The organism is Microbulbifer zhoushanensis, from assembly GCF_021729055.1.
Classification (GTDB): domain Bacteria; phylum Pseudomonadota; class Gammaproteobacteria; order Pseudomonadales; family Cellvibrionaceae; genus Microbulbifer; species Microbulbifer zhoushanensis.
Genome location: NZ_JAJSAO010000001.1, coordinates 671934 through 688128, shown reverse-complemented (window position 1 = coordinate 688128; position 16195 = coordinate 671934). Strand labels below are relative to the sequence as shown.

Here is a 16195-nt window from a genome sequence, read left to right as displayed (position 1 = left end):
AGGTTTTTGGCGGCACCGGTACTATGTCAGCGACTGCAAGTTCATCCCCCCTTATCCAGCTGCGGCGGCTCTCCTGTGAGCGGGATGGCCGGTGCCTGTTCGCCGGGCTGGACCTGGAGCTGGGAGCCGGGAAAGCCGTGCAGGTCGAGGGCGCCAATGGCTCCGGCAAGACAACCCTGTTGCGCACCCTGATCGGCAGTGCTTCGGACTACCGCGGAGAGATTCTGTGGCGCGGGGAGCCGTTGCCACGGGCACTGCCACAAATGCGCAGTGCGCTGCTCTATATAGGCCACCAGGCGGGAGTGCGCCGCGGCCTGACACCACTGGAAAACCTGGCCTGGTACGGCGCGACCGAGGATGAGGCCCTGGCCGCGCTGGAGCAGGTGGATCTGTACGGGTTCGAGTACAGTCCCTGCCAGCAGCTTTCCGCGGGCCAGAACCGCCGCGTGGCACTGGCCCGGCTCTACCTCCCCAATGCCCCGCAACTGTGGATTCTCGACGAGCCCCTGGCAGCCCTCGACGTAGCCGGCGTCTCCAGCCTGCAGGGGCAGATGGCCTGCCACCTGGGCCGGGGCGGGGCGATCCTGTTCACCTCGCACCAGCCGGTTGCCCTGGCAAACCTGCAACACGTGGACCTGGCGGATTACGCGCCGGCCGGGGAGGGCGAATATGTCCACGCCTGATACCCGTCACCTGCCCCCGGTCTCCGCAACACCCGCTGACCTTTCGCCCCGTGAGCGGCGCGGGCCGGGATTTGGCGCGCTGCTGCAGACAGAGTTACGGCTGGCGCTGCGACGCCGCTCCGATATCGCCAACCCACTGCTGTTTTTCGTGACGGTGCTGGCCCTCTTGCCCCTGGGAGTGGGACCGGAACCGGGGCTGCTGGCACGCTTGGCGCCGGGAATGATCTGGGTAATGGCACTGCTGGCCACACTGTTGTCGCAGGAGAGCCTGTTCCGCAGTGATTTCGAGGACGGCTCGCTGGAGCAGCTGACCCTGTCCCCGCAGCCGCTCTATTTTGGTGTGCTGGCGAAAGTGGCAGTGCACTGGCTGGTGACCGGCCTGCCACTGGCGCTGCTGTCGCCCCTGCTGGGGCTGATGCTCAACCTGCCGGCTGCGGGCTATGCCTGCCTGTTGCTGTCCCTGTTACTGGGCACCGCCAGCCTGAGCCTGATCGGCGCCGTGGGGGCGGGGCTCACTGTGGCGCTGCGTCGTCCCGGCCTGCTGCTGGCGCTGATTGTTATGCCGTTATACGTGCCCGTGTTAATCTTCGGCACCGGTGCGGTCCAGGCGGCCGTCGATGGTTACGCCTACAGCGTGCAGCTCGCCATCCTGGCGGCCCTGTTGGCGGCTGCCGCGGCGCTGGCGCCACTGGCGGCCGCCGGCGCCATCCGCATCAGTACCGATTCTTGAGGAGGTTTGCCCTTGGCCTGGCAATGGTTTCACCGCTTGGGTTCGCCGCGCTGGTTTTATGAGAAGACCAGCGCCTGGCTGCCGTGGCTGGCGGCTGCCAGCGCGTTGCTGCTGGCCGTAGGTATGGCCTGGGGGCTTGGGTTTGCCCCGCAGGATGCCAAGCAGGGCAACAGCTACCGCATTATCTTTATCCATGTCCCGGCGGCCTTCCTGGCGCTGGCGGGCTATTACCTGATGGCAATCAGTGGCGCCATCGGGCTGATCTGGAAAATGAAGCTCTCCTTCGTGGTGATGCGGGCTGCCGCACCTATTGGCGCCGCGCTCACGTTCGTATCCCTGTTTACCGGTGCGGTCTGGGGCAAGCCCACCTGGGGCACATACTGGGTATGGGATGCCCGTATTACCTCCATGCTGATCCTGTTCTTCCTCTACGTGGGGGTGATCGCCCTGTCCGGTGCCTTTGCCCGCGAGCAGCTGGCCGACAAGGCCTGTGCCCTGCTGGCGCTGGTGGGCACCGTCAATATCCCGATCATCTACAAGTCGGTGGACTGGTGGTTCACCCTGCACCAGCCGGCGACCATCAAGCTGACCGAGTCCAGCAGCATTGATCCGAGCATGTTCTACCCGCTGCTGACCATGATCATCGGCTTTTACTGTTTCTATGCCTGGGTGCTGATTCTCCACACCCGCACCCTGGTGCTGAAGCGGGAATCGCGAACCCAGTGGGTGCAGCAGCTGCTGGGGGAGGGACGATAAGATGGAATTCCAGTTTGCCGGCCTGGCGGATTTTATCGCCATGAACGGCCACGGCCCGTTTGTCTGGGTTGCCTATGGCGTGACCCTCCTCACCATGGCCGGGCTGGTTACCCAGCCGTTGCTGGAGCGCCGCAGGTTGCGCGCGGAGTTTCGCCGCGAACAGCGTATCCGCGAGCGCCGCGCCGCACGGCGCCAACCAGAGAGACCGGCAGCCGAGGCCGCGCTGGCCGAGTAATCGCGGCCCGGTCGTAACAGATTCATTACTTGACTTGATTTCCGGGGGAAATGACCGCTCATGCATCCCGCACGTAAACAACGCCTTATCCTGGTGCTGGTCCTGGTGGCCCTGTCCAGTGCCGCCGTGGGGTTTGTCACCTACGCCATGCGTAACAATATGGACTATTTTTACGCCCCCACTGCCTTTGCAGCGGGGGAGGTGCCGTTCGAGAAGCGAATCCGGGCCGGCGGCTGCGTGGTGCCGGGCAGTGTCCGGCGCAGCGAAGAATCGCTCGACGTTCACTTTGCGATTACCGATGGCGAGGCGGACCTGCAGGTAGTGTTCGACAAGATCCTCCCCGACCTGTTTGCCGAGGGTGAAGCCGCCGTGGTAACCGGGCAGTTGATGCGTGACGGCACCATGCGTGCTGACCAGGTGCTGGCCAAGCACGACGAGAACTACACACCGCCGGAGGTGGCCGAGTCCATGGCTGGTAACGCCACCTGTGGGGACGGAGCGAAAATATGACTCCGGAGCTGGGACACTTCGCACTGCTGGTGGGGCTGCTGTTATCGGTGGCCCTGACCGCGGTACCCGTGGCCGGGAGCTATACCGCCCGGCCCCTGTGGATGGAAGCCGGGCGCCCGCTGGCCCTGGGGGTGTTGGTGTTTACTGCCATCGCCTTCCTGTGCCTGACGGCGGCCTTTGTCCAGAGCGATTTCAGCGTCAATTATGTGGCGCAGAACTCCAACAGCCTGTTGCCCCTGCACTACAAGATTACCGCCGTGTGGGGCGGCCACGAGGGCTCTATCCTGCTGTGGCTGCTGATGCAGGCCGGCTGGGCCGCCGCCGTAGCCCTGTTCAGCCGCCAGCTGCCAGCGGAGCTGGTGGCGCGGGTACTGTCGGTGCTGGGTTTTGTGCTGGTGGGTTTCTTCCTGTTTATCCTGCTGACCTCCAACCCGTTTGACCGCACCCTGCCGTTTCCGCCCGTGGAGGGCAATGACCTGAATCCGCTGCTGCAGGATCCCGGCATGATCATCCACCCACCGTTGCTGTATATGGGCTATGTGGGCTTTTCGGTGGCTTTCGCCTTTGCCATCGCTGCGCTATTGGGTGGGCAGCTGGATGCGGCCTGGGCCAGGTGGGTACGCCCGTGGACGGCGGTGGCCTGGTCCTTCCTTACCCTGGGGATTGCCCTTGGCAGCTGGTGGGCCTATTACGAGCTGGGCTGGGGCGGCTGGTGGTTCTGGGACCCGGTGGAAAACGCCTCGTTTATGCCCTGGCTGGTGGGCACGGCGCTGCTGCATTCACTGGCAGTAAGTGAGAAGCGCGGCCTGTTCAAGAGCTGGACCATCCTGCTGGCAATCTTTGCCTTCAGCCTCAGCCTGCTGGGAACATTCCTGGTGCGCTCCGGTGTACTCACCTCGGTGCATGCCTTCGCCACCGACCCCTTGCGCGGTGGGTTCATCCTGGCGTTCCTGGTGATCGTGGTGGGGCTGTCGCTGGTACTGTTTGGCCTCCGGGCACCAGCAGTCAGCGCGGGCAGTGTGTTCTCGTTCCGCTCCCGGGAAACATTCCTGCTGTCCAACAATATCCTGCTGGTATTGATTACCGGCGTGGTGCTGACCGGCACCCTGTACCCGCTGCTGGCCGATGCCCTCAACTGGGGCAAGATCAGCGTGGGCCCGCCGTTCTTCAACCTGTTTTTTGTGCCCCTGATGGTGTTTCTCAGCGTTGTGCTGGGCCTGGGCATTCATGCCAACTGGAAGGACAGCCGCTGGGACCGCCTGTGGAGTCTGTGGCAGTTGCCCCTGGCGGTGGCTGTGGTGGCGGGCCTGGCAATTCCGTTTGCACTGGGCGAGTTCCACTGGGGGGCGGCGCTGGGAATCTTCGTCGGAAGCTGGGTCACCGCATCCAGCCTCGCGGATATCCTCGGCAAGACCCGCAACGCTGACTCGTTACTGGCGGGCCTGCGACGCCAGCGGGCCAGTTACTACGGCATGCACCTGGCCCATGTCGGCCTGGCCGTGACTGCGCTGGGCGTGGCCCTGACCACAATCTACAGCGTGGAGGACGATGTCCGCCTGGGAGCGGGGGATACGCACCGGGTCGCCGGTTATGAATTCCGCTTTGACGGTGTGCGCCAGGTGCAGGGCCCCAATTACCGCGCGTTTGAAGGGGTAGTGCATGTCAGTCGCGGCGGTTCGCCGGTGGCGGAATTGCACCCGCAGAAACGCAATTACCTGTCCGGCGGCAATACCATGACCGAGGCTGCTATCGACACGGGGCTGTTCCGGGATATCTACGTGGCCCTGGGTGAGCCGCTGGACAAGGGTAACCCTAACGGGGACTGGGCCGTGCGCCTGCAGTACAAGGCCTTTGTGGTCTGGATCTGGCTGGGTGCGCTGCTGATGGCCATTGGTGGTGGCATCGCGGTGGCCGACAAGCGCTACCGCAAGGTCCGTGCTGCCCGTGCCGAAGCCATCGATGCGATGCCGGCGGGTGCCTGAGTCGCGGATAAGTAGAGGGAGATCGAAATCACCATGGCCAGACTCAAGCTGTTCCTGCCGCTGATTATTTTCGCTGCGCTGGCCCTGCTGTTCTGGCGGGGCCTCTCGCTGGACCCGCAGGAAATGCCCTCGGCGCTACTGAACAAACCGGTACCTGAGTTTTCCCTGCCGAAAGTCGCGGATAGTGAGGCCCGGGCCGGGCTGGCGGACCTGCCGGCCGAACCCCTGTTGCTGAATGTGTGGGCGACATGGTGCATCGCCTGCCGGGTGGAGCATCCTTACCTGAACAAACTGGCCAGCCAGGGCGTGCCCATCATTGGCGTCAACCTGAAGGACGACAACGCCGAGGCGCAGAAGTGGCTGGAGAAATTCCATAACCCCTACCTGTTCAGTGTCGCTGACCGGGAAGGGCGGCTGGCCCTGGACCTGGGTGTGTTTGGCGCGCCGGAAACATTCCTGGTGGACTCTGGCGGTACTATTCGCTGCAAGCATGTCGGAGTGGTAGATGACCGTATCTGGCAGACCAAGCTCCAGCCGCTGTACGAAAGATTGCAGGACCAGTCATGGGAAGAATTTGCCGGTGAGTTACCAGATTCCCTGCTCTCCCGTTGTCAGTGAGACGGAAGAGAAGAAGAGCCGCTTTATCTGCTGGCTGGGTCCGGCTGAAGACAAGGCGGCGTTCCTGCAGCAGTTGGAAACCGTGCGCAGCCAGTTCCCCGATGCCAGCCACCACTGCACGGCACTGGTGATCGGCAACCCGGCCAACCCGTTAGTCATGCAGTCGGATGATGACGGTGAGCCCGGCGGCAGTGCCGGCCGCCCCATGCTGGAACTCCTGTTGAAACAGGAAGTGGGTAACGTTGGTGCGATTGTCACGCGCTACTTCGGCGGCACCAAGCTCGGCGTCGGTGGCCTGATGCGCGCCTACCGCGGCGCGGTGGGGGCGGCACTCCAGCAGGCTGAGCTGAAGCCATTCATTCCCTTTGTAAGCGCCTCTGTCTCCTGCGATTTTGCCCAGGAGTCGCGGTTGCGTTTCCTGGTGGGACAGGCTGGTGGGCACTGCGACGAAGCGGCGTACGGCGAGGGAGTCACCGTGCCCATTGCGCTGCCGCAGGATCACTGGGATGCGCTGGCTGCGACCCTTGTTGCTGAGGGTTGCCGGGTACACCGCGACGGCAACTGATACCGGCCGGACGGCTGCCCCTGTCCCGAGACTTTTACCCTCCCTCCCGATCCGATATAAAGGTCACCGGAAGAGCCCGCTCGCCAGGCAGTGCCCGGCCAGCCGGAAAAACAAGAACCCTCACGGGGCGACCTGCCCAGGGAACTACAAGGGGAAAGGATTATGCTACAGGCGTTAATTGCCGGCGGTGTTGTTTACGGTTTGTTCAACTTACTGGAGCGCGGTCGCGACCGGGGGCTGGATGGATTCACCTCAATCACGTTTGTGCTGGTGCCGGCACTGTTGGTCTGGCTGGCGAGCATGGCGGTGGCATTCAGTGGCCTGCCCCAGCAACTGTTGCTTCCGCTGCTCACCCTGTACTTTGTTGTGCCTGCCCTGATGCTGCGACTGCAGTTTGATTTCAGCTGGAAAACCGCCTGCGGCTACGGGGCGCTGGTGTTTGTGGTTGCCATTGCGGTGGATATCCTGCTGGGTATCGGGCTGGCAGCGATAGGCAGCTGAAGCGGGATGGTGCCATCAACCTTCGCCGCCGGATAACATCCGCCTTTCGGGGACACCTGAAACCCATTACGTTCTGGCCGGCGCTGGCAGGCGTGCTGGTGGTGCTGCTTGTTACAGCCGTGGACCAGGAGGCCTTCGTCAAGATGGCCTCCGCGGCCAATGCGGCGGTTATCGAGCATTTCTCCTCGCTTTTCCTCTATTCAGCCCTGGGGCTTCTGGCCCTTTGCCTGGTGGTGTTTCTATTGCCGTTGGGCCGGGTGAGGCTTGGCGGGCCCGAGGCCGAGCCCATCTATCCGCCTTTCCGCTGGTTTGCGGTTTCCCTCACCACCGTGATTGCCATGGGGATTCTGTTCTGGGCGGTAGCGGAGCCTGTGGTGCATTTTCGCGAGCCGCCGGCATTCACTGGTATCGAGCCGGGCAGTGAGGCGGCGATGCGGTTCGCGCTTTCATCAGTATTCGTCCACTGGACCCTGGCACCTTATGCCATCTACACCGTGGCGGCCCTGACGTTTGCCCTGTGCTTTTACAACCTCGGATACGAGTTTTCCGTGGGGGCGATGCTGCGGCCGCTGCTGCGCGGGCATCTGGGCAATGTTGCGGGACAGGTGGTGGATGGCCTGGTGCTGTTTGCGGTGGTGGTGGGAATGTCGGGGGTACTGAGCGCCGGGCTGTTGCTGATCGGTGATGGCCTGCAGGTCCTGTTTGGCATCGCCAGGTCGCCGGTAGCCTACGCGGCAACCGCCGGTTTTATTGTCGCGGTGGCACTGTTGTCTGCTGCCAGCGGGCTACGCCAGGGCATTCAGGTGCTGGCGCGGGCCAATACCATCCTGTTTGTGGCGCTGATGCTCTACCTGTTGCTGGTGGGTCCATCTGGTTTTATCGCGGGGCTTGGTGCCGGCTCACTGGTCGATTACCTGGCCAACTTCTTTCCCCGCCAGTTACTGCTGAGTGAGCCGCAAGATAGCCAGTGGTCCGGCTGGTGGACCACTGCGTTTTATGCCAGCTGGTTCGCCTGGGCACCGCTGTCGAGCCTGTTCCTGGGGAAAATCGCCAGGGGCTACACAGTGCGGCAGTTTATCCTTGTGAACCTGCTGTTGCCGTCACTGTTTGGCGTTTTGTGGTTCTCCACCTTTGGAGGTGCCGCCCTTTACTTCGATAACCTCGGGGGCGGTGCCATGTACCAGGTGTACCGGGAACAGGGGCTCGCTGCGATGGCCTACCAGCTGTTCAGTTACCTGCCGGGCAGCACCCTGCTGAGCCTGTTTTTCATCTGCGGTTGCTTTATCTCCTTTATCACTGCAACGGATTCCAATACCGATGCTATTGGCGGGCTGTGCATGAAGTCGGTGACCGCTGCCCATATGGGATCGTCGTTTGGGGTGAAGTTGTTGTGGGCTGGATTGGTCGGCCTGGTGGGGTGGTGCAGTGCCAGCTTTCTCGGTAGCGACGGTATCAAGATGTTGGCAAACCTTGCGGGTTTGCCGGGACTGTTGATTGTGTTGGGGAGTGCGGGATCGCTGGTGGTTTTGTTAGTCCAGGGGGTGGGGGAGCCGCGTTGATTCTGCTATGGGGGGCAGGTTGCCTGGGTTGCAGTGCGCCGGTGTCCAGGTTCGTTCTTGGCGTATTTGTGATTCGCGGTTATGCCGCTAACCCTGCGGGCGCCGTGGCTTCGCTCTGGCGTCCAAAATTACTCTTGGCAATTTAGTGACTCGGGCCATCCATGGCCCTCGCCCTGCGGGCACCTCCGCTTCGTTGCTGCGTCCAAAATTGCTCCCGGCAATTTTGTCGAACGGGGGTTCTTGTACGTCGATCCAGCACATACAAAAAAGCCGCGCTCTTGCGTAGATCGCTCCTCGCCAACTGAAGCTCTTGTAGCGGGACTGATTCGCGGCATTGCCGCTCACCCTGCGGGCGCCGTCGCTTCGCTCTGGCGTCCAAAATTGCCGATGGCAATTTTGTCGAACGGGGGTTCTTGTACGCCGATCCAGCACATACAAAAAAGGCCCACACGAAAGTGTGGGCCTTTTTTGTATGTGGCGGACCGGACGGGACTCGAACCCGCGACCTCCGGCGTGACAGGCCGGCATTCTAACCAACTGAACTACCGGTCCGCAGTCTTCGTTTCCCCGTTACAACCTGCCGGGCAGGTGAGGGGAAGTGGTGGGTGGTACAGGGGTCGAACCTGTGACCTACGGCTTGTAAGGCCGTCGCTCTCCCAACTGAGCTAACCACCCTCGAAGGGCTGCGTATCTTACCGGTAAATCTTATTGAGTCAATGCCCTTTTCCAAAAATTCGGGAGGCGCGGCGGTGGTCGGCCAGTGCAGGGGTGGCGGGTTTTGCGGGGGAGCTACGTTTGGCATGGTTTGCCTGTGCGTAGCAGGAAGCCAGTCACTTTCCAGGTGGCCCGGGTGGGTTAGTATTACGCAATCGGATTTCGAGGAGAATTATCATGACGCATCATTGGAAATTGGCCGTTGTCCTGGCCGGGGGATTGGTGCTGGCGGCCTGCCAGAATATGGAGGCGGTCTCGCCCTGGGTCGATGTCGGCAACCAGGTGGCCAAAAATGCCGGTTACGATACCGACTCAAGGCTTGCGCGGGGCATCAAGGAAACCCTGCGCACCAGCACTGACCGGGCCAGCAGCCGGCTGTCCCAGGTGGGCGCGTTCAACCTGGGCCTGCCTGCATCGGTCCGCCCGGTGGAAGATGGCCTGCGCCAGTTTGGTTTCGGCAACTATGTGGACCAGCTGGAGGATGCCATGAATCGCGGCGCGGAACAGGCGGTGGCTGAGGCGGCGCCGGTGTTCAAGCAGGCAATTACCGGAATGACGGTCAATGATGCGCTGGGCATTATCCGCGGCAGTGAGACTGCGGCCACGGATTACTTCCAGCGCCAGACCGAGAGCGCCCTGCGCATGCGCTACCAGCCGATTGTGGAAGCCAACCTGCGTAAGACCGGCTTTTACGGCCAGTATGAGAGCCTGCTTTCTACCTACGAGAAGTTACCCATCGCCAACAAGCCGGATATGGACCTGGAGCGCTACGTGATTGACCAGAGCATGATGACCCTGTTCAGCCGTATCGGTGAGGAAGAGGCCCTGATTCGCCGGGATCCTGTGGCCCGGGGCAGTGTGCTGATTGGCCAGGTGTTCGGGGCCGGGGAGGGCTGATAGCTCTCTTTGCTGATCCGGGGTAGTCGGGTGACCTTTCACTGTGTCGCGGGTGGAGGGTTGCCCCGTAGGAAAAAGCCCGCTCCCAGCGGGCTTATTTGTTGGGCTGGACTGGGCGGGGCTGGGTGTCGGTATCCCAGGGTGTCCCGGACGATTTAGTCGTACACCTACCCACTGGATACGCAAAGCCGCGCTCTCGCGTAGATCGCTCCTTGCCGGCTGGGACTCGTGTGGCGGGACTGACTCGGTCCATCCATGGCCCTCGCCCTGCGGGCGCCTTCGCTTCGCTCTGGGTCCAAAATTGCTCCCGGCAATTTAGTGACTCGGGCCATCCATGGCCCTCACCCTGCGGGCGCCGTCGCTTCGCTCTGGCGTCCAAAATTGCCGATGGCAATTTAGTGACTCGGGCCATCCATGGCCCTCGCCCTGCGGGCGCCTCCGCTTCGCTGCGGCGTCCAAAATTGCCGATGGCAATTTTGTCGAACGGGGGTTCTTGCACGCCGATCTAACAGATACAAAAAAGGCCCACACTTTCGTGTGGGCCTTTTTTGTATATGGCGGACCGGACGGGACTCGAACCCGCGACCTCCGGCGTGACAGGCCGGCATTCTAACCAACTGAACTACCGGTCCGCAGTCTTCGTTTCCCCGTTACAACCTGCCGGGCAGGTGAGGGGAAGTGGTGGGTGGTACAGGGGTCGAACCTGTGACCTACGGCTTGTAAGGCCGTCGCTCTCCCAACTGAGCTAACCACCCCGCGTCAGGAGCTGCGTATAGTAATGATATTTTTCGGTGCGTCAACGCTTTGTGAAAAATTTTTTTACCTTTCAATGAGTTAAGCGGTCCGGGGGAGCTGCGGGGGCGAGTGCGGGGGGTGGGGGAGGCTGTTATAATCGCGCAAATTTCCACCGCACGCATCGACGGAGAGAACTGGGTGAGAGAAAGAGAAAGAAAGACCGGGTGGCATCACCGGGTCGTGGCCCTGGTGGGCGGCCTTTGCCTGTCGCTGGCCGCGGTAGCCGCCGTGGAGGTCGAGCCGTTGTCGACTGCGGAGCTGGAGGCGCGCTACCAGGTGCTGATCGAGGAGATGCGCTGCCCCAAGTGCCAGAACCAGAACCTGGCGGGGTCTGACTCCCCGGTGGCCCAGGACCTGCGCCGGGAGATCCGGCGACTCCTGGAAGAGGGGTTCACCGATCAGGAGATTACCGAGTACATGGTGGCCCGCTATGGGGATTTCGTCCTCTACCGGCCCCCGGTGCAGCGCAACACCATGGCCCTGTGGATTGCACCCGGGGTATTTGCCGCCTTTGGCCTGTTGGCGCTGGTGGTGGTGGTGATGCGCTCCCGCTCCGGCACAGGCGCGCGGCAGGATGATGCCAGTGGGGAGCTGACCGCCGACGAGCGGCAGCGCCTGCAGGCACTGCTGGGGGAAGAGGAATTGAAAGCGGATCGGGAGAGTGACCGTGGGGCCGGGCGTGATGACTGAATTGTGGTTGGGCGTGGCGGCCCTGGTTCTGCTGCTGGTTTTCGTGCTGCTGTGGCCGGCGCTTCGCGGAGCGGGGGCCCATCGGCGCGTGCAGGCAGAAGCCGGGCGCCAGCGGGCGGCACTGGCGACGCTGTACCGGGAGCAAAGGGCAGAGCTTGAGGCATCACGCGCCAGTGGCGCCATCGACGAAGACCAGTTTGCCCAGTTGGAGGCGGAAATGGCCCGCAACCTGCTGGCGGCAGAGCAGTCGGCAGCTGGCGAATCCCGCCAGGGCGGCCGTGGCCTTCTGCTGGGGCTGGCGGTAGTGCTGCCGCTGGCGGCGCTGGCGCTGTACCTGGACAGGGGGCACGTGGGGGACCTCGAGCTGTATCGCGATATCCTCGCCAGCCAGCAGGGCGAGACCGACCGGGCGGCAGAAGAACGAATTACCCGTCAGCTACAGGAGCGGGCGGAGTCCCATCCTGATGACCTCACCAGCCGCTATGTCCTGGCGCAGCGGTTGATGGTTCGCGGTGACCTGGACGGCGCGGTGGCGGCATATCGCTACATAGTGGAGCAGCAGCCGGAGGCGGCGGGTGTGAAGGCAGAGCTGGCACAGGCGCTGTTTTTCCAGCAGGGCTCCCGCGTGACCGGGGAAGTCCGCAGGCTGGTGGGTGAGGCGCTGGAAGTGCAACCGGACAACGGTACCGCGCTGGGCCTGGCCGGCATCGCCGCCTTTGAGGAGCAGAAATTCCAGGTGGCGCGGGCCCTGTGGCAGCGCGCCCTCAACCAGCTGGCGCCGGGTTCTGCGGCGGCCCAGGCCCTGGCCGCCGGTGTGGCGCGGGCAGAGCAGGCGCTGGCAGAGCGGGGCGAGGCGGTCGACAGTGAAGCTGTGGCTGAAGCCCGCGCGCCGGACGCTGGCGAGGGAGATGGTCCGGCGATTCGTATCAATGTAAGCCTGGCAGAGGCGGTCAAGGCACCGGCAGGGACGCCGGTATTTATCTATGCCCGTGGTTCCGATAGCCCCATGCCCCTGGCGATTGTCCGGCTCAGTGCCGGCCAGCTGCCGGCAGAGGTGGTGCTGGATGAGTCGCGGGCAATGATGCCGGGTCGCTCCCTGGCCGGGGTGGACCGGGTGCAGCTGGTGGCGCGCCTGGCGATTAACGGCGATGCCCGGCCGGCGCCCGGGGACTGGCAGGGCAGCATCGAGTCGCTGCCGCAGGCCGACTGGGACCAGCCGGTATCGATTACGATCGACCGCCAGTTGTAGGCGCCCCGGGGTTCCCCTTTGCCCCGTTCCGGTAGCGGGCGGGGGTGCCGCGCGGCCCCTGCGGGCAGCCGTTGCGGCATCCCCTAATCGAAAATTACCGCTGAAACGACCGGCGCCGCCATGTACAATCGGCGGTTTGGTGCGGCCATCGCCGGCACGCTGTCGGGCGCCGGCGAATAACAAAATACCGAGTTACAAATACATGCGTCTGAAGTGCATCAAGCTTGCGGGTTTCAAGTCCTTCGTTGACCCGACTACCGTTCATTTTCCGTCCAACCTGAGTGCTGTGGTGGGCCCCAACGGCTGTGGCAAGTCCAACACCATCGATGCCGTGCGCTGGGTTATGGGTGAGTCGTCCGCGAAAAACCTGCGCGGTGACTCGATGACCGACGTGATCTTCAATGGCTCCAGCGGCCGCAAGCCGGTGGGCCAGGCCTCCATCGAACTGGTATTCGACAACTCCGAGGGCAAGCTGACCGGCCCCTATGCCGGTTTTGCCGAAATTTCGGTCAAGCGCCGTGTGACCCGCGACGGCCAGAACAACTACTACCTGAATGGCGACAAATGTCGCCGCCGCGATGTGACTGACCTGTTCCTGGGCACCGGCCTGGGCCCGCGCAGCTATGCCATCATCGAGCAGGGCATGATCTCCAAGCTGATCGAGGCCAAGCCCGAGGAGCTGCGGGTATTTATCGAGGAAGCGGCGGGTATCTCCAAGTACAAGGAGCGCCGCCGCGACACCGAGAATCGCATGCGCCGCACCAGCGAGAACCTGGAGCGCCTCACAGATATCCGCGATGAGCTGGAGCGCCAGCTGGCGCGCCTCGAGCGGCAGGCTGCCGCGGCTGAGAAGTACAGCCGCTTCAAGGAAGAGGAGCGCAGTCACAAGGCGCACCTGCAGGCCCTCAAGTACCGCGACCTGGATGACCAGGCCAAGGCCAAGCAGCAGCAGATCGGCGAGCTGGAGCTCACAGTCGAAGAACTGGTAACGCGGCAGGTGAGCTGTGACACCGATATCGAGCAGAAGCGCGTCGGTTACCACGAGCTGTCCGACGGCTTTAACGAGGTACAGGGCCGGTTCTACGCCATCGGCGCCGATATCGCGCGGCTGGAGCAGAGCATCGCCCATGCCCGCGAGCGCAATACCCGCCTGCAGTCCGACCTGCAGCAGACCGAGCAGGAATACCGCGAGGCGGAAACCGGCCTGGAAGCTGACCGGGAGAAGGCGGCGCAGTTTGAGGCCGAGCTGGAAGTGATCAACCCGGACCTGGAGATGGTCCAGGCCGCAGAAGAGGAGTCCGCCCTGGCCCTGCAGACCGCCGAGGACCAGATGCGCGACTGGCAGAACGAGTGGGACCAGTTCAACACTGGTGCCTCGGGTTCGCGCCAGAAAGCCGAGGTACAGCAGTCCCGCATCCAGCATCTGGAGACCTCTGCGCAGCGCCTGCAGGAGCGTATCAACAAGCTGCAGGAAGAGCGTGGCCGCCTCGCCGAGAGCGGCGATGACGACGATTTTGAAGAGCTGGGCGAGCAACTGGCCGAGCTGGAGCTGCAGGCCGCCGAACGCCGCGAGGCCGTGGCGGAGAAAAATGAATCCCTGGCGGAGCTGCGTGCCCGCGAGAGTGACAGCGCTGCGGAGCTGGACCAGCTGCGCCTGCAGTTGCAGACCAGCCGCGGGCGCTTCGCTTCCCTCGAGGCGCTGCAGCAGGCGGCGCTGGGGCAGGGCAAGGCCGTGGATAACTGGCTGCAGCAGCAGTCGCTGGCGGACCGCCCGCGACTGGCCGACCAGATCAGCGCCCGGGCCGGCTGGGAAAAGGCCGTGGAAACGGTGCTGGGCACCCAGCTGCAGGCAGTCTGTGTGGACCAGCTGGAGAGCCTGAGCGAGGGGCTTGCCAGCCTCGAGAGCGGGCAGGCGATCTTTGTCGACGGCAGCCCGGTTCCCGCCACCGCTGGCGGCAGCCTGCCGGCGCTGGCGGAAGTGGTCGAGGGTCCCGACTCACTGGCTGGCCTGCTGTCCGGCATCTATACCGCTGAGGACCTCACCGCCGCGCTTGCCCAGCGGGAGCGGCTGCAGGCCCATGAATCCATCGTAACCCGCGACGGTCTCTGGCTGGGGCCTAACTGGCTGCGGGTCAGCCGTGCCTCCGACGCCGAGGCCGGGGTACTGGAGCGCAAGCAGGAGCTGGAAGAGCTGGAGGCATCGATAGCCGCCTGCGAAGAACAGATCGAGACCCTCTCGGAGCAGCGTGAAGAACTGCGCAACCAGGCCTCCGACATGGAGAGTGCCATTGAGCAGTCCCGCAATGAGCTGGAGCAGCTGAGTCGGCGCGAGTCCGAGTTGCGCAGCCAGCTGTCCGCCCGCCGTGCGCGCGCCGAACAGATGGGCGAGCGCCGCACCCGTGTTGAGCAGGAGCTGGCGGAAGTGCGCGAGCAGCAGGAAATGGAGGGCGAGTCCCTGTCCGAGGCACGCCTGCTGTTGCAGGAGGCGCTGGAGGCGATGAGTGATGACACTGACCGCCGTGAGTCCCTGCTGGCCCGCCGCGACGAGCTGCGCGAGGCGCTGGATGCGGCGCGCCAGCGCGCCCGTGAAGACAAGGACAAGGCGCATGAACTGGCCATGCGTGAGCAGTCAGTGCGGACCCAGATGATGTCGCTGGAGCGCACGCTGCAGGTGATGCGCGAGCAGCTGGAGCGCCTGCGCACCCGCCGCGAGCAGCTGCAGGAGCAGATGGCCGAGAGCGACGACCCGTCCCAGGATTTCCAGGCCGAGCTGGAGGAGAAGCTGGGCGAGCGCATGGAGGTGGAAACCGAGCTGTCCGAGGCGCGCAAGAAACTGGAGGAGGTCGAGAGCGGCCTGCGCGAACAGGAGCAGGAGCGCCACAAAGTGGAGTCGGCGCTGCAGGGCGTGCGTGCCCAGCTCGAGCAGGAGCGCCTGGGCGCCCAGACCCTCGAGGTGCAGCGCAATGGGCTGGTTGAGCAGCTGCGTGAATCCGATTACGACGTGGACCAGGTGCTGGAAGAGCTTCCCGGCGACCTGACCATTGGCCAGGTACAGGAGGAACTGGAACTGGTGGCCGCGCGTATCTCCCGTCTCGGCGCCATCAACCTGGCGGCTATCGACGAGTACAAGCAGGAGTCCGAGCGCAAGGAATACCTGGATCGACAGTACAGTGACCTGATGGATGCGCTGGAGACCCTCGAGAACGCCATCAAGCGTATCGACCGGGAAACCCGTACCCGTTTCAAGGAAACCTTCGACAAGGTCAACAGCGGCCTGCAGGAACTCTTCCCCAAGGTATTTGGCGGCGGCCACGCCTACCTGGAACTCACCGGCGAGGACCTGCTGGATACCGGCATCGCGATCATGGCGCGGCCCCCGGGCAAGCGCAACAGCACCATCCACCTGCTGTCGGGCGGCGAGAAGGCACTCACCGCCATTGCGCTGGTATTCTCCATTTTCCGCCTCAACCCGGCTCCTTTCTGTATGCTGGACGAGGTGGACGCACCGCTGGATGACGCCAACGTGGGGCGCTATGCGCGGATGGTGCAGGAAATGTCCGAGCACGTGCAGTTCATCTATATCACTCACAACAAGATTGCCATGGAGATGGCGCACCAGCTGCTGGGTGTGACCATGCACGAGCCTGGCGTTTCGCGACTGGTGACGGTGGACGTTGAAGAGGCGGCCGAGCTGGCATCCGCATAAGGGCG

General features: G+C 63.6%; 14 protein-coding genes and 4 tRNA genes. 14 read left to right on the top strand and 4 right to left on the bottom strand.

Annotated features, from left to right (window positions below):
- The first annotated feature begins 23 nt into the window (after positions 1-23).
- The 10 genes from ccmA (at position 24) to LVD10_RS02960 (ending at position 8139) form a co-directional block, all read left to right on the top strand.
- On the top strand, positions 24-683 hold the full coding sequence (ccmA, locus tag LVD10_RS03005) for a cytochrome c biogenesis heme-transporting ATPase CcmA (protein ID WP_232942949.1): 660 nt from the start codon (positions 24-26) through the stop codon (positions 681-683).
- Positions 670-1413, top strand: coding sequence for a heme exporter protein CcmB (gene ccmB / locus LVD10_RS03000; RefSeq protein ID WP_232942948.1), 744 nt, complete (start codon positions 670-672; stop codon positions 1411-1413). The genes ccmA and ccmB overlap by 14 nt, the downstream gene beginning before the upstream one ends.
- 12 nt (positions 1414-1425) lie before the next feature.
- Positions 1426-2169 carry a heme ABC transporter permease gene (locus LVD10_RS02995; protein WP_305080400.1) on the top strand — a complete coding sequence of 248 codons (744 nt, stop codon included), beginning with the start codon at positions 1426-1428 and terminating at the stop codon, positions 2167-2169.
- 1 nt (position 2170) lies between these two features.
- Positions 2171-2404 (top strand): heme exporter protein CcmD, encoded by a 234-nt coding sequence (ccmD, locus tag LVD10_RS02990; protein ID WP_232942947.1) that lies wholly within the window; start codon positions 2171-2173, stop codon positions 2402-2404.
- Positions 2405-2464: 60 nt separating this feature from the next.
- Positions 2465-2914 carry a cytochrome c maturation protein CcmE gene (gene ccmE, locus LVD10_RS02985; RefSeq protein WP_232942946.1) on the top strand — a complete coding sequence of 150 codons (450 nt, stop codon included), beginning with the start codon at positions 2465-2467 and terminating at the stop codon, positions 2912-2914.
- Complete coding sequence (locus tag LVD10_RS02980; RefSeq protein ID WP_232942945.1) at positions 2911-4896, top strand: heme lyase CcmF/NrfE family subunit; 1986 nt, start codon at positions 2911-2913, stop codon at positions 4894-4896. The genes ccmE and LVD10_RS02980 overlap by 4 nt, the downstream gene beginning before the upstream one ends.
- Positions 4897-4929: 33 nt before the next feature.
- Entirely contained in the window at positions 4930-5514 is a 585-nt protein-coding gene (locus LVD10_RS02975) for a DsbE family thiol:disulfide interchange protein (protein WP_232942944.1), read from the top strand.
- The gene (locus tag LVD10_RS02970; RefSeq protein WP_237061775.1) at positions 5477-6079 is read left to right on the top strand and encodes an IMPACT family protein; all 603 of its coding nucleotides are present in this window, start codon (positions 5477-5479) and stop codon (positions 6077-6079) included. The genes LVD10_RS02975 and LVD10_RS02970 overlap by 38 nt, the downstream gene beginning before the upstream one ends.
- Positions 6080-6241: 162 nt before the next feature.
- A complete protein-coding gene (locus tag LVD10_RS02965) occupies positions 6242-6580 on the top strand; it encodes a hypothetical protein (RefSeq protein WP_237061774.1) in 339 nt (112 codons plus the stop codon).
- Positions 6484-8139 carry a BCCT family transporter gene (locus LVD10_RS02960; protein WP_334079056.1) on the top strand — a complete coding sequence of 552 codons (1656 nt, stop codon included), beginning with the start codon at positions 6484-6486 and terminating at the stop codon, positions 8137-8139. The genes LVD10_RS02965 and LVD10_RS02960 overlap by 97 nt, the downstream gene beginning before the upstream one ends.
- A gap of 475 nt (positions 8140-8614) precedes the next feature.
- Here the strand turns inward: LVD10_RS02960 and LVD10_RS02955 are convergent.
- Both LVD10_RS02955 and LVD10_RS02950 read right to left on the bottom strand, forming a co-directional pair.
- Positions 8615-8691, bottom strand: a tRNA-Asp gene (locus tag LVD10_RS02955).
- A gap of 47 nt (positions 8692-8738) precedes the next feature.
- Positions 8739-8814 (bottom strand) — tRNA-Val (locus tag LVD10_RS02950).
- A 216-nt stretch (positions 8815-9030) separates the two neighbouring features.
- Here LVD10_RS02950 and LVD10_RS02945 point away from each other — a divergent pair.
- Entirely contained in the window at positions 9031-9750 is a 720-nt protein-coding gene (locus tag LVD10_RS02945) for a DUF4197 domain-containing protein (protein ID WP_232942940.1), read from the top strand.
- Positions 9751-10305: 555 nt separating this feature from the next.
- On the opposite strand, the gene LVD10_RS02940 is transcribed toward LVD10_RS02945, so the two are convergent.
- Together LVD10_RS02940 and LVD10_RS02935 are read right to left on the bottom strand one after the other, a co-directional pair.
- Positions 10306-10382: transfer RNA gene (locus LVD10_RS02940), tRNA-Asp, on the bottom strand.
- A gap of 47 nt (positions 10383-10429) precedes the next feature.
- Positions 10430-10505 (bottom strand) — tRNA-Val (locus tag LVD10_RS02935).
- A gap of 178 nt (positions 10506-10683) precedes the next feature.
- Here LVD10_RS02935 and LVD10_RS02930 point away from each other — a divergent pair.
- The 3 genes from LVD10_RS02930 to smc all read left to right on the top strand — a co-directional run bounded on the left by LVD10_RS02930 (position 10684) and on the right by smc (position 16190).
- On the top strand, positions 10684-11235 hold the full coding sequence (locus tag LVD10_RS02930; protein ID WP_232942939.1) for a cytochrome c-type biogenesis protein: 552 nt from the start codon (positions 10684-10686) through the stop codon (positions 11233-11235).
- Positions 11228-12484, top strand: coding sequence for a c-type cytochrome biogenesis protein CcmI (gene ccmI / locus LVD10_RS02925; RefSeq protein WP_237061876.1), 1257 nt, complete (start codon positions 11228-11230; stop codon positions 12482-12484). The genes LVD10_RS02930 and ccmI overlap by 8 nt, the downstream gene beginning before the upstream one ends.
- A gap of 202 nt (positions 12485-12686) precedes the next feature.
- Positions 12687-16190 carry a chromosome segregation protein SMC gene (gene smc, locus LVD10_RS02920; protein ID WP_237061765.1) on the top strand — a complete coding sequence of 1168 codons (3504 nt, stop codon included), beginning with the start codon at positions 12687-12689 and terminating at the stop codon, positions 16188-16190.
- Positions 16191-16195 lie beyond the last annotated feature (5 nt).